Below are 12572 nucleotides of genomic sequence, written 5' to 3'. Positions count from 1 at the left end.
CCCTTTTTTGTTGAACGTCAGCGTGCCGCGAACACCAATCGTCAAGGAGCATTTCCATGAAGCATGACGTGACCATCGAGATCCCCAAGGGATCGCGCGTCAAGTACGAAGTCGACCACGAGACCGGCCGAGTCCGCCTGGACCGCGTCCTCTTCACGTCCATGCAGTACCCCACCCACTACGGCTTCTTCGAGAACACCCTCGGCGAAGACGGCGACCCGCTGGACGCGCTGGTGCTCCTGCAGGACTTCGACCTGGTCCCGGGCGTCATCGTTGAAGCCCGTCCGATCGGCGTCTTCAACATGACCGACGACGGCGGCGGGGACGCCAAGGTCCTGTGCGTTCCGGCCGACCCGCGGTTCGACCACATCCAGGAAGTCAGCGACGTCAACGAGTTCCTGATCAAGGAGATCGAGCACTTCTTTACCCGCTACAAGGACCTGGAGCCGGGCAAGTGGGTCAGGGCCGAGGGCTGGGCCGACCGCGCCGCAGCGGAGGCCGAGCTCGAGGCGTCCATCAAGCGTTACGTGCCCGCGGCACACTGACGCACCGCTTCACCTACGACGGCGGCAGGTACGGTTCCTTGTGAACCGCACCTGCCGCCGTCGCGTTTTTCCGGACCCACTTTCCCGACCCGCGGCGGCACCGGGGCCGTCCGCCCGGGGCAGCATAACGCAGGCATCCGGCGGCCGGCGTGAGTTCCGTAACGTCCCCGGACCGGAGATCTTGCCTCCGAGCTACCACCGGGTAGTCTGATTTCCACCATGTTCACGCTGACTATCAACCAAACAGACAGCCGGCGCGACGGCGACCGGGTCCCGCACCTCCTGAAGGACCTCCGGCATATCCCGGCGCGCCTGGACTTCGACCGCTCCGTGGAGGACGAGGTTCAGGGGATCCTGGAGTGCCCGCACCAGACGGTGGAAGCCGCCATGATCGCGCTGCGGTGCGGCAGCTGGTACGTGGGCATCGGCGTTGGGCCCGTTAACGAGCCGCTGCCCAACCAGATCAAGGACGCCTCCGGGCATGGGCTGATCTACGCGCGCAGGGCGGTGGACCGGCTCCACAACAGCAAGGAGCGAGTTCCTGTGGCCGTAGAGGGGCCGCTGGCGGACCTGGCCGCGGAAGCCGAGTCGGTGCTCCGGCTGCTGGGCCACATCGTCCACGACAGGAGCGAGGCCGAATGGCGCGTCCTGGATCTGCTGACCCCCGGCGTCCGCGGCCAGCAAAAAGCGGTGGCTGAGGAACTGGGCATCACGTCCCAGGCCGTGAGCAAGGCCGTGGCACGCGCCCAGTGGAACGAGGAACACGCCGCCCGGCCCGCAGCGGCCCGGCTGCTCTCCCTCATACTCGAGGTGCACTAGTACTAGAGGTGAACTAGCGCTTTGGCGCAGGCACCCCCGCGTTACAGCAGGCCGCGCAGAACCAGCGCCGCACCGTCGTCGTACACGGACTTGGTGACCTCATCCGCGGCGGCGACCACTTCGTCCGGTGCCTGGCCCATTGCCACGCCGCGGCCCGCCCAGGTGAGCATCTCAATGTCGTTGCGGCCGTCCCCGATGGCCACCGTGCTGGACGCCTCCACGCCGAGCCTGCTGCGGAGATTTTCAAGGGCGCTGGCCTTGGTGACCCCCGCCGCGGCGATGTCCAGCCAGGCAGTCCAGCCCACCGAGTAGGTGACGCCAGCGAGGCCGATGTGCTCAATGGCCTCGTTGAACTCCTCCGGCGTGTTCTCGGCGCTGAACACCACGACACGCACGGCCGTGGCCTCCAGCATGGTCTGGAAGTCGACGCCGATGGCCTCGACGCCAAAACTCGCGTCCTGGAATCGTTCCGTGGACAGGAAGTTGCCGTCCTCATCCTCCAGCGCGTATTTGGCGGTCGGAAGGCGCTTGCGGAGGGCGCGGAGGGCGGGGCCGGGATCGAACGTGGCCTTGTGGATGATTTCGTAGCCGTCCGGCAGTTCGGGGTGCAGGCGCAGGGTGACGCCGCCGTTGCAGCAGACGGCGTATCCGCGGTCGATGCCGATCTGCTCAATCACCGGCAGGGTGGCGTTGAGCGAACGGCCCGTGGCGATCATGACCTCGTGGCCTGCCGCCACCACCGCCTGGGCGGCCTCACGGACGGGGGCGGACATGTGGCCGTCGTGGTCCACGAGGGTGCCGTCCACGTCCAGGGCAATCATGAGCTTCTGTGCGGTTTCTTGCTGGTCTTCGATGCCAGCGGCTGAGGATTCAGTCAGTGTAGTCATGCTCCCTAGTAGACCAGACACCCCTGGCACCCGCTAGGACGCAGGCCACAGCAGCGAATGAACACCGGGTAAATACTCACAGGGCTGTCCCCAGTGTGAGTGTTTACATACGCGCCTGGTACGCGTCCTGGCTATGGGCCGTGGCTACAGGACAGGCAGGACCTGGAGCCCGCCGAGGTACTTCTGCAGCGCTGCGGGCACGTTCACGGAGCCGTCCGGGTTCTGGTGGTGCTCCAGGATGGCGACGATCCAGCGCGTGGTGGCCAGAGTGCCATTGAGCGTGGCCACCGGACGGGTGCCCTTCGGGGCGCCGTCCTCGTTCAGGACGCGTTCACGGATGTTCAGGCGGCGGGCCTGGAACGTGGTGCAGTTCGAGGTGGAGGTGAGCTCGCGGTAGGCGCCCTGGGTGGGAACCCAGGCTTCGCAGTCGAACTTGCGCGCAGCGGACATGCCGAGGTCGCCGGCTGCAGTGTCGATCACGCGGTACGGGAGCTCGCATTTGGCGAGCATTTCCTCTTCCCAGGCGAGCAGGCGCTCGTGTTCCGCGGCCGCTTCTTCAACGGTGGTGTAGATGAACATCTCCACCTTGTTGAACTGGTGCACGCGGATGATGCCGCGGGTGTCCTTGCCGTGCGATCCGGCTTCGCGGCGGTAGCAGGAGCTCTGGCCTGCGAAACGGATCGGGCCCGCCGTGAGGTCCAGGATCTCGTCCGCGTGGTATCCCGCCAGGGACACCTCCGAAGTGCCCACAAGGTAGAGGTCGTCTTCGGCGAGACGGTAGATCTCGGCGTCGTGCTTTACATCGAAGCCCGTGCCCTGCATGATCTCCGGGCGGACCAGCGTGGGGGTGATCATGGGGACGAAGCCAGCCTCGACGGCCTGGTCCATTGCCATCTGCAGCAGGGCCATCTCCAGCCGGGCGCCGACGCCGCGCAGGAAGTAGAACCGTGAACCGGAGACCTTGGCGCCGCGCTCCATGTCGATGGCACCGATCAGCTCGCCGATTTCCAGGTGGTCCCGGGGCTCGAAGTCGGGGAACTCACGGGGCGTGCCGACGCTCCTGACCACCACGTAGTCGTCCTCGCCGCCCTCGGGCACGCCCGCCTCGATGAGGTTGGGCATGGTGCGCAGCAGTTCCTCCTGCTTGGCCTGCGCGGCGTCCGCTTCGGCGGAGGCCGCCTTGACGGCCCCGGCCAGCTCCCGGACCTCAGCGAGCAGCGCCTGCTTTTCCTCGCCCTTGGCCTGAGCCACCTTCTTGCCGAACACGTTCTGTTCCGCACGGAGGTTCTCGAACCGGATCAACGCCGCGCGGCGGGTGGCGTCCGCATCGATGATCGCGTCCACCACGGTTTCGTCCGCCCCTCGTGCATGCTGGCTGGCGCGGTACTTGTCCGGATTTTCGCTGAGGTCTTTTACGTCGATCACCACACAAGAGTATCGAATGCGGCGGGCAGCCCGGCGCATCCCCCGGCGGGATAGTGTTGAAGCACCATGAGCGACCTGTTTCTCTACGTCCTGATCGTTGGAGCCCTGGCATTCGCCGTCTCCAGCTGGTGGGGCGTGCGCAGCCTCAAGGCCCTGCACGCGCGAAGCGCGGTGCAGGAGGATCCCCACGCCCATGGCCTGGGGCGCCAGCGCGTTGCGGTGGTTTTGAACCCTACAAAGGCAAAGTCCGCCGAGGCCCGCGCCGCCATCCAGCGCGCCTGCCTCACGGCCGGCTGGGAGGCTCCGCGGTTCTTTGAGACGACAGCGGATGACCCCGGCCACTCACAGGTCCGGGCGGCGCTGGCATTCGGGGCCGACGTCGTCCTTGTGGGCGGCGGCGACGGCACGGTGCGGGTGGTGGCGGAATCGCTGGCGCACACCGGCGTCGCAATGGGCCTGATTCCGCTGGGCACCGGAAACCTGTTGGCACGCAACGTGGACCTGGACATCTACGACCTGCAGGGCAATGTGCAGACGGCGCTCTTCGGCCATCAGCGCTACATCGATACAGCACGGATGGCCATCGAGAACGCCCAGACCGGCCGCACGTCGAGACATGCCTTCCTGGTGATTGCGGGCATCGGCATGGACGCCGAGGTGGTGGGGGATACAAATGACGGCCTAAAACGGGCCGTGGGATGGCTCGCCTACACCGAAGCGGGAGTCCGTCACCTGCAGGGGCGCAGGAAGAAGGTCTCGATCTCGCTGGACGGCCAGCCCGAACAGTCGCGCAAGATCCGCAGTGTCCTGTTTGCCAATTGCGGACTTGTCCCCGGCGGCATCGACCTGATTCCGCAGGCCATGATCGACGACGGGATGCTGGACGTGGTGGTCATGAGCCCGCGAAGCGCGGTGGGGTGGATGGCGATGTATGCCAAGATCCTGTTCAAGCACAAGCGGCACCTGCCCGTGATGAGCGTGTACCGCTCCGGCAGGGTGGTCATCAAGTGTCCGGAGCCAATGCCCACCCAACTGGACGGCGACATCACAGGCGAAGCCACCAAGGTCACGGTTCAGGTGGATCCCAGATCGCTGCTGATCAGGGTCAGGGCGCTGCCCGGCATCGGCGCGGGCGGCGTGGCCTAAGCGGACTTGGCGGTGCCTGTTTGCTTGGCGGCCTCTGCCGCCTTGGCTGCCGCGCGGGCTTCGGACTGCTCGCGGATCATGGCCTGCTCCTCTTCGAAGCGCAGGCGGTCCGCCCGGTCCGCGTCGTCCCCGTCCCAGTCCTGGTTTTCTGCTGTCGGCTTGGGGTTGACGATCATTCCCTGGCCGTCATTTTCGGTCCTGGCGTTATCTGACATGACCCGCTCCTCTCGCTTGGGCCACCCCCCCCTGTTGATCAGGCAAGCATACGCACAGTCCTAGGGGCAGGGAAGTACCGCCAGAAGCATTTGTCTACGCTGTGGGCGAAGCATTTGCGGCCATTCCCGACCCCAGAGTTTCCGCAGCCAGAATTTCATCGACCCAAGCATGCGCGGCACGGAATGCTTCGTCGGAGGTGTGCGGCGCCACCACCGGGCTTTGGGCGTCTGCCCGTCCGTACGATCCCAGGAAACGCGTGGCGGGGCTGATGCGGTGCAGCCCGGCGAGGGCGTCCGCCACGCGGGCGTCCGCGACATGGCCGTCGGCGTCGATGCTGAAGAAATAGTGGCCGAGGTACTGTCCCGTCGGGCGTGATTCGATCCTGCTGAGGTTCACCCCGCGGGTGGCGAACTGGTCGAGGATCTCCATGAGCGCGCCAGGGCGGTCTTCGGGCAGCGGCACAACCACGGTGGTCTTGTCGGCACCAGTCCTTGCCGGGAGGACACCAGGACGGCTCACAAGGACAAAGCGGGTGACTGCCCCGGGGTTGTCCCCGATGTTCTCGGCCAGCACATGGAGTCCGGGCTGTTCCGCTGCGACGATGGGGGCGCATATCGCGGCATCGTAGTGCGCGTCGTCTTCCAGGAGCCCCAGCGCCCCGGCGGCTGTGGAGGAGGCAGGAATATATTCAGCGCCGGGAATATTCGCGTCGACCCACAGGCGGCACTGAGCCCAGGCATGGCCGTGGGTGGAGATACGGCGGATCTGCGTGATGTCGACGCCGGGACGGGCCACCAGCACGAAGCTGATGGGGACGAGCGCCTCGCGGATGATCCGCAGCTCCTGGCCGGTGGCGATGGCATCGAGCGTGGCCGTTACCCCACCCTCAACCGAGTTCTCGATGGGGACCATGGCGGCATCGGCCGATCCGTCGCGCACCTTGTCCAGCGCCGTGTTGACGTTGGAGGACGGGATGCGGATGGCTCCGGCCGCATCAGGAACCTGCATCAGCGCCGCCTCCGTGAACGTGCCCTCGGGTCCAAGGAAGGTGTAGGTGGCGCGGGAGGCGGGCATCAGTATTCCTTATTAGTCATGAATGGAAAGGCCTGGTGGCTCCGCAGGTCCGGAACGTTTTCGGAGCTGCGGTGCCGGCGGTCAATGATGATTCAGAGCACCACGGGCTTGAGGCCGTTGTCGGAGACCAGCGGCTTGCCGGACTCGAGCCACTGGTCCATGCCGCCGGCCACATTGACGGCGGAGTACCCTTGGCCAACCAGCCACTGGGCAGCGCGGTGGGAGCGTCCACCGGTGCGGCAGATGACGTACAGATCCTCGTCGGGGTCCAGCTCCTCAAGGCGGCCCGGCAGCTGGTCCAGGGGAATGTGCAGCGCGCCCTCGGCGTGCCCTGCCACCCACTCGTAGTCTTCGCGCACATCCAGGATGGCTGCGTCCGACGGAACGTCGTTGACGGTGACAGTTTCATGGTCGCTCATGGGAGTCCTCTCCTTGGCCGCAAGCTCTCAGCACCAGCGTATCGCCAGCGGACGGGGCCGCGCCCCCTGGGCGGCACGTTACGCTTCTTGGACCATGCAGGAAGCGAGCACCCTTGACTGAGATCCACTGCCTCTCCGCCGTCCGCCTCAGGGACGCGCTGCGGTCCGGGGAAATCTCCGCGCGGGAGGCCGCGGCCCACTTCCTCCAGCGGATTGAGGCCGCCAACCCCGGGCTGGGCGCCTTCATCACGGTCACTGCGGACATGGCCATGGACGAGGCTGCAGCCGCGGACCAGAGGCATGCCCGGCTTCGCCCGGAAGAGCTTCCCGCACTCCACGGCATGCCGGTGGCCTATAAAGACCTGACAGACGTGGCAGGCGTGGTCACCACACACGGCTCCGCCGCCCTGGACCGGCGCCCCGCTCCCGTGGACGGCGCACTCGCGGCAGCCCTGAGGGCCTCCGGAACCGTCTCGCTGGGCAAGACGCAGGTCCCGGAATTCGGACTCACCGCGTACAGCGAAAACCGCATCGCCCCGCCGTCGCGCAATCCGCATGCCCTCAGCCGCAGCTCGGGCGGCTCGTCCGGCGGCAGCGCCGCGGCGGTGGCCGCGAAACTCCTGCCGTTCGCCCCGGGATCCGACGGCGGAGGGTCCGTCCGGATTCCCGCAGCGGCATGTGGACTGCTGGGGCTCAAACCCGGACGCGGCCTGGTTCCCGCCGGGGAAAGCAACGGCGATCCGGCCGGCCTGGTGGTCGCCGGGCCGCTCGCGCATTCCGCCGCGGACGCGGCGCTCCTGCTCGATGCGCTGACGGCCGCCGAGCCCCCTGGCACCAGCACCGCGAGCGCCGGCCCAGCCGGCACGGGATACCTGGAGACTGTCGCGGACGCCCCGCCCAGGCTGCGCATCGGCATGAGCCTGGACAGCCCGTGGGCCGGCATTTTTCCGTTCGCACCCGATCCCGAGGCGCTGGACGCGCTGGCCACCGGTGCCCGGATGCTGACGGCCGCCGGGCATGACGTCGTCGAAACCACCATCCGCTACGACAACCGCTATCCGGACGCCTTCACGACCGCCTGGACGGCAGGCGTCGGAGCGGCCCGGATACCGCCCCAGCGCGAGGCTTTGCTGGCGCCGCTCACGCGCACCTTCCGCCGCCGGGCACAGCAGCGCAGCGCCTCAAAGCTGAACGAGTCGCTGGCCTTTCTTCGCCAGTTCCAGCGCGACACAGTGGCGCAGTACGCTGCCTGGGATCTGATCCTGACGCCGTCCCTCGCACAGACGCCCCGGCCGGTGGGCTGGTTCACGGGCTCCGCACACGGTGACGGCCACTGGCCGGTGTCGGAATGGGCCGGTGACGCCGACGGCGACTACCGGAAGCAGTGCGAGTTCGCACCCTGGTCCTCGATGGTGAACGTCTGCGGCCTGCCGGCCGTCAGCATCCCGGTGCACTGGACCGAAGGGACGCCCGCGACTGGCGGAACCACCGCATCGGCCGGCGAGGGGCCCAGCCTCCGCGGGCCCGGGAACGGACTTCCCATGGGCATACAGCTCATCGGCCCGATGGGTTCCGAAGCGCTGCTGCTGCAGGTCGCGGCTCAACTGGGGTTCTAGGGAGATGGGCCTCCAGGGGAATGCGGGCTTCCGGGGACTGCCTCGCGGCAGGGAAACCGCACGGCGTACGCTATCCCGGTGACACCAGCGATGCGCTTCCCGGTCGAGCAGCGCATGTACATCCCCTCCCCCGACGAGGCGTCCGACGTCGAACTCTTGCCGGCGGGCGACGTCACCGACGGCGTGCTGCGCGTCGGCGGCACCGTCCGCCGTCCCCACCAGACGCAGAGTTTCGCCGTGGCGGACTACCTGGACTGGCTGGAGAATGCCGGCTTCGAAGGCTCTCCGCGGTTCCTGGGCCGCGACCCGTCCGGCCGCGATGTCCTGACGTTCACGCCGGGTGACTGCTCCGCGGCAGTGCCCGAGCAATGGGTGCAGTCGGAGGACCTGCTGGCGTCGGTGGCGCTGCTGCTGCGCCGGTTGCATGCCGCCTCGGCCGGGTTCATCCCGTCAGAGCATCCGTTTCCGCGGCATCCCATCCCGGCGGAACGCCTGCACGCAGGGCAGGACAGGCTGGTCTGCCACCTGGATGTGACCCCGCAGAACGTGGTGGTCCGCGGCGGACTGGCCGTGGGGCTGATCGATTTTGACCTCGCCGGCCCTGCTACCGCCTTCAGGGACTCCTTCAACACGGCGATGCACTGGGTGCCGTTACGGGATCCTGTTGACGCGTGGCCCGGCTGGGAAACCCTTGATCCGTTCCGGCGGCTCCGCATCTTCGCCGACGCGTGCGGCTGGACAGCAGAGGAACGACGGCGGCTGCCGGAGTTCGGCGCAGACGCCGCCGGCCTGTCCTACGAACGGATGGAGCACAACGCCGGCACGCTCGGCGGCGGCTGGGCCAGGATGTGGGCCGACGGTGTGGGCGGCATGATCCGCCGCCGCCGGGCGTGGCTGCAGGCCAACAGCGGGCGCCTGGTCAGCGCTCTGACTGACTAGGCTCCGGCTGGGCCCCGGCGAGCCTCACGCGGTGGTGTAGGAACTGGTGGCCGCGACGCTGAACAGCAGCGCCAGCCCAATAATGGCCAGCACTGTCAGGGCAATTCCGAGGTATCCCATCACCAAACCCGCTGTGGCGAGCCCGCGGCCCGAGGGTTCGCGGCGCCAGGCCATGTGGCCCAGGATGACGGCTGCAATCTGCGGCAGGAGGATAAACCCAAATCCCACGAACACGGCGATTCCGCAGCACAGGCTGGCGATGCTCAGCGTTTTCGGTTCCGCCCGCAGGCCGTAGCGGGGCTGGCCGTAGGGTCCGGCGTACTGCTGCTCGTATTGCGGGTAGTACTGCTGTCCGTATTCCTGGCCCTGCCGGCCGTAGGGCGTGTAGAGCGGCGGCGCGGGAATGTCCGAACCCTGCGGCGGAATATACGACGGCGGCTGGTAGCCGCTCGGTGTTGGGTCGCCGTCCGTTCCGTTGTGGCGCTGCTCTGTCATGGGAATCCCCTCTGCAATGTCCTAAGCAAAACATTACAGCCGCCCTGTGCCTTCACAGCCTCCGAATTCGGTTCGGATGATTTTGCTGGGGCTGTTATCTCGCTTTGTCTGGCTCTATCCGGATTTGTCCGGTTCTATCCGGATTTATCCGGACAGATACTCCCATGCGACCCACAGTGCGGGTGCGAGCAGGGCAGCCGACACGGTACCGGCAACCCAGGCCACGCCCGCCTGGGTGGCATTTCGCCGGCTCCGGCTCCGGTATGGGGTCGGGTACCGCCCGGAGCGGTGGCCGCTAGTACCGGGCGCTGCAGGCTTCCTGGCAGGGCGCCCGGCCGCGCCGGACACAGGGGGTGCCGGCAAAGGCACCACGGGCACCTCCGGAGCCTGCGGCTCCGTCAGCATCCGGCCGAGCAGGGCATACAGCCTGACCACGGAATCCGGGTCCAGCACCCCTGGCAGTCCGGCAACCGCAGCCACCAGCCGCTCGGTTCCATGCACCTCGACGCCGGCTAGGGTCGTCCCGGAAAGGTCCGGCTGCGACGCCATGCACACCATTGAGCGGACGAAGCGCCGCCGGTTTGCCGGCAGCAGGGCGGCCACGGCGGCGGCCTGCCCCAGCGCCACTTCTATAACCGGGTTCCTGGCGTAGCCGTTCTGGCGCAGCACCCCATCCCGGACATCGACGTGCCCGTTCCAGGTCTTGGTGCTGACGACCACCACGCCGCCGGGGCCCACCAGCACGTGGTCCAGCCGGGCCAGGGGCCGGCCGGGCCAATGGACATCGTGCAGGAGGAACCAGCCGTCGGGACCCAGCCGGCCAAGCTCTCCTGCCACGCGCCGGTGAGAGCCTGCAGCGGCACATTCTGCTGTGTCGAGGTCCCGTTTTAGCCGGGCAATCCGCTCCGGGGACAACCGCGACTGTTCAAATGCCCGGTCTGCCGCGCCCATTGCCCACCCCCGTTCTTCGCAATCCGGACGGGCGGCGTTCAAACGCCTGCAAACGCCCGCTGCCGGGATGTGCTCCTTATCGCACTCCTTATCGCACCCCGGTGCTTTTGCGTCCGCGGCAATAACCGCCGTCGTCATTGTTTTTTGACCGTAGCAGCCGGCTAAAGAGCCGGTATATAGGTACTTTTGAGCCGACTACTCAGTTTTCGGCATCGCATTTCCGGTAAGCGCGCAGTGGTTTTCGACTTATCGGCGTCACAGGGACCGGATTTCGGACATTCCGTGTGCCGTCCCGCCGCCGTCTGGCATGCTGGTGCCATGGCTAGCCGCGCGGGCACAGTTGCCCAACCCCAAGACCTTGTTGACCTGACCGCTCTTCTGGATGCGTACTATGACGTCCAGCCTGACCTGGGTGATCCCGGCCAGCGTGTGGCCTTCGGAACCTCCGGACACCGCGGCTCCAGCCTGAAGGCGTCCTTCAATGAGGCGCATATCGTGGCCATCACGCAGGCAATCGTGGAATACCGGGCGGGGCAGGGCATCACTGGCCCGCTGTTCCTGGCCAAGGACACCCACGGGCTCAGCGAACCGGCGCAGAACTCCGCCCTCGAAGTCCTGGCCGCCAACGGCGTGAAGGTCCTCATCGACGCCCGCCACGGCTACACCCCCACCCCGGCCCTCAGCCACGCGATCCTCACCTACAACCGCAACGCCCCGGCCGGCGCGCCGCAGGCTGACGGCATCGTGGTCACGCCCAGCCACAACCCACCCGCCGACGGCGGCTTCAAATACAACCCTCCGCACGGCGGGCCCGCAGACACGGACGCCACCGGATGGATCGCCAACCGGGCCAACGAGCTGCTGGAAAACGGCCTCCGCGGCGTGAAGCGGATTCCCGTGGCCGAAGCCCTTGAGGCCGAAACCACCGGCAAGTTCGACTTCCTCAGCAGCTACGTGGACGACCTCCCCTCGGTGCTGGACCTGAACGCCATCCGCGAGGCAGGCGTCCGGATCGGCGCCGATCCCATGGGCGGAGCGTCCGTGGACTACTGGGGCGAGATTGGCGAGCGCCACCACCTGAACCTGACCGTGGTCAACCCCACCGTGGACCCGCAGTGGGCGTTCATGACCCTGGACTGGGACGAGAAGATCCGCATGGACTGCTCCTCGCCGTCCGCCATGGCGTCACTCATCAACCGGATGTCCGATGGCGCCAACTACGACGTGGCGACCGGAAACGACGCCGACGCCGACCGGCACGGCATCGTCACGCCGGACGGCGGGCTGATGAACCCGAACCACTACCTCGCCGTCGCGATCGACTACCTCTACCGCCACCGCACCGGCTGGAACCCGAGTTCGGTGATCGGCAAGACCCTCGTGTCGTCCTCCATCATCGACCGCGTCGCCGAAAGCCTCGGCCGCAAGCTCGTGGAGGTGCCGGTGGGCTTCAAATGGTTCGTTCCCGGGCTGCTGTCCGGCGAAGGCGCGTTCGGCGGCGAGGAATCCGCCGGGGCTTCATTCAACAAGATGGACGGCAGCGTCTGGACCACCGACAAGGACGGCATCCTGCTGGCGCTGCTCGCCTCGGAGATCACCGCGGTCACGGGCAAGTCGCCGTCCCAGCTGTACAAGGGGCTCACGGACCAGTTCGGCGACCCGGTGTACGCCCGCATCGACGCCGCGGCCACCCGTGAGCAGAAGGCTGCGCTCGGCAAGCTCTCGCCGTCGGACGTCACGGCCACCGAACTGGCTGGCGAGACGATCACCGCGAAGCTGACGGAGGCCCCGGGCAACGGGGCATCCATCGGCGGGCTGAAGGTGGTTACGGAGAACGCCTGGTTCGCCGCCCGCCCGTCCGGCACCGAGGACGTCTACAAGATTTACGCCGAATCCTTCAAGGGCGCGGACCACCTGAAGCAGGTCCAGGCAGAAGCCAAGGCGCTGGTTGACGGAGTAATTTCCTAGGGGTCAACCGGGCGCATCAGGGCTAAACTTGGACTAGGCCCGGATGCATGCCTTGCAGCTTCGGCTGCAGAA

General features: G+C 67.2%; 13 protein-coding genes. 6 read left to right on the top strand and 7 right to left on the bottom strand.

The features are described from left to right. Positions 1-56 precede the first annotated feature (56 nt). Complete coding sequence (locus JYA52_RS20080) at positions 57-545, top strand: inorganic diphosphatase (protein WP_205655125.1); 489 nt, start codon at positions 57-59, stop codon at positions 543-545. A 219-nt stretch (positions 546-764) separates the two neighbouring features. Further along, positions 765-1364, top strand: coding sequence for a MarR family transcriptional regulator (locus JYA52_RS20075; protein WP_205655124.1), 600 nt, complete (start codon positions 765-767; stop codon positions 1362-1364). Between the two features lie 41 nt (positions 1365-1405). Here the strand turns inward: JYA52_RS20075 and JYA52_RS20070 are convergent, their stop codons facing one another. Next, a complete protein-coding gene (locus JYA52_RS20070; RefSeq protein WP_205655123.1) occupies positions 1406-2251 on the bottom strand; it encodes an HAD family hydrolase in 846 nt (281 codons plus the stop codon). 144 nt (positions 2252-2395) lie between these two features. Continuing rightward, positions 2396-3676, bottom strand: a complete 1281-nt coding sequence (gene serS, locus JYA52_RS20065) for a serine--tRNA ligase (RefSeq protein ID WP_205655122.1) — start codon at positions 3674-3676, stop codon at positions 2396-2398. A gap of 66 nt (positions 3677-3742) precedes the next feature. Between serS and JYA52_RS20060 the strand changes: the two genes are divergently transcribed. Next, a complete protein-coding gene (locus tag JYA52_RS20060) occupies positions 3743-4822 on the top strand; it encodes a diacylglycerol/lipid kinase family protein (protein ID WP_205655121.1) in 1080 nt (359 codons plus the stop codon). On the opposite strand, the gene JYA52_RS20055 is transcribed toward JYA52_RS20060, so the two are convergent. The 3 genes from JYA52_RS20055 to JYA52_RS20045 all read right to left on the bottom strand — a co-directional run bounded on the left by JYA52_RS20055 (position 4819) and on the right by JYA52_RS20045 (position 6531). Further along, positions 4819-5037 carry a hypothetical protein gene (locus JYA52_RS20055; RefSeq protein ID WP_205655120.1) on the bottom strand — a complete coding sequence of 73 codons (219 nt, stop codon included), beginning with the start codon at positions 5035-5037 and terminating at the stop codon, positions 4819-4821. The two genes, JYA52_RS20060 and JYA52_RS20055, sit on opposite strands and share 4 nt — an antisense overlap. A gap of 94 nt (positions 5038-5131) precedes the next feature. Continuing rightward, on the bottom strand, positions 5132-6112 hold the full coding sequence (pheA, locus tag JYA52_RS20050; RefSeq protein WP_205655119.1) for a prephenate dehydratase: 981 nt from the start codon (positions 6110-6112) through the stop codon (positions 5132-5134). A 92-nt stretch (positions 6113-6204) separates the two neighbouring features. Further along, positions 6205-6531, bottom strand: a complete 327-nt coding sequence (locus JYA52_RS20045) for a rhodanese-like domain-containing protein (protein ID WP_205655118.1) — start codon at positions 6529-6531, stop codon at positions 6205-6207. A 113-nt stretch (positions 6532-6644) separates the two neighbouring features. Between JYA52_RS20045 and JYA52_RS20040 the strand changes: the two genes are divergently transcribed. Both JYA52_RS20040 and JYA52_RS20035 read left to right on the top strand, forming a co-directional pair. Further along, a complete protein-coding gene (locus JYA52_RS20040; RefSeq protein ID WP_205655113.1) occupies positions 6645-8147 on the top strand; it encodes an amidase in 1503 nt (500 codons plus the stop codon). Positions 8148-8225: 78 nt separating this feature from the next. Continuing rightward, positions 8226-9086 carry a phosphotransferase gene (locus JYA52_RS20035; protein WP_205655111.1) on the top strand — a complete coding sequence of 287 codons (861 nt, stop codon included), beginning with the start codon at positions 8226-8228 and terminating at the stop codon, positions 9084-9086. 24 nt (positions 9087-9110) lie between these two features. Here JYA52_RS20035 and JYA52_RS20030 read toward each other — a convergent pair whose 3' ends face one another. Both JYA52_RS20030 and JYA52_RS20025 read right to left on the bottom strand, forming a co-directional pair. Then, a complete protein-coding gene (locus JYA52_RS20030; protein ID WP_205655109.1) occupies positions 9111-9581 on the bottom strand; it encodes a DUF4190 domain-containing protein in 471 nt (156 codons plus the stop codon). A gap of 144 nt (positions 9582-9725) precedes the next feature. Continuing rightward, positions 9726-10418: an NERD domain-containing protein gene (locus JYA52_RS20025; RefSeq protein WP_307869467.1), complete on the bottom strand. Its 693-nt coding sequence runs from the start codon at positions 10416-10418 to the stop codon at positions 9726-9728. Between the two features lie 432 nt (positions 10419-10850). Here JYA52_RS20025 and pgm point away from each other — a divergent pair, with 432 nt between their 5' ends. After that, positions 10851-12500 carry a phosphoglucomutase (alpha-D-glucose-1,6-bisphosphate-dependent) gene (gene pgm, locus JYA52_RS20020; RefSeq protein WP_205655105.1) on the top strand — a complete coding sequence of 550 codons (1650 nt, stop codon included), beginning with the start codon at positions 10851-10853 and terminating at the stop codon, positions 12498-12500. Positions 12501-12572 lie beyond the last annotated feature (72 nt).

The sequence above is a fragment of the Arthrobacter pascens genome (assembly GCF_017052465.1).
Classification (GTDB): Bacteria; Actinomycetota; Actinomycetes; order Actinomycetales; family Micrococcaceae; genus Arthrobacter; species Arthrobacter pascens.
The sequence above is the reverse complement of the archived record's forward strand: the minus strand, read 5'-3'. Positions and strand labels throughout refer to the sequence as shown.

Bases quoted from the DNA above. Each gene is read 5' to 3' on its own strand.
- JYA52_RS20070 (WP_205655123.1), bottom strand. From the start codon at position 2,251: ATGACTACACTGACTGAATCCTCAGCCGCTGGCATCGAAGACCAGCAA.
- pheA (WP_205655119.1), bottom strand. From the start codon at position 6,112: ATGCCCGCCTCCCGCGCCACCTACACCTTCCTTGGACCCGAGGGCACG.
- JYA52_RS20060 (WP_205655121.1), top strand. From the start codon at position 3,743: ATGAGCGACCTGTTTCTCTACGTCCTGATCGTTGGAGCCCTGGCATTC.
- pgm (WP_205655105.1), top strand. From the start codon at position 10,851: ATGGCTAGCCGCGCGGGCACAGTTGCCCAACCCCAAGACCTTGTTGAC.
- JYA52_RS20045 (WP_205655118.1), bottom strand. From the start codon at position 6,531: ATGAGCGACCATGAAACTGTCACCGTCAACGACGTTCCGTCGGACGCA.
- JYA52_RS20080 (WP_205655125.1), top strand. From the start codon at position 57: ATGAAGCATGACGTGACCATCGAGATCCCCAAGGGATCGCGCGTCAAG.
- JYA52_RS20075 (WP_205655124.1), top strand. From the start codon at position 765: ATGTTCACGCTGACTATCAACCAAACAGACAGCCGGCGCGACGGCGAC.
- JYA52_RS20055 (WP_205655120.1), bottom strand. From the start codon at position 5,037: ATGTCAGATAACGCCAGGACCGAAAATGACGGCCAGGGAATGATCGTC.
- JYA52_RS20030 (WP_205655109.1), bottom strand. From the start codon at position 9,581: ATGACAGAGCAGCGCCACAACGGAACGGACGGCGACCCAACACCGAGC.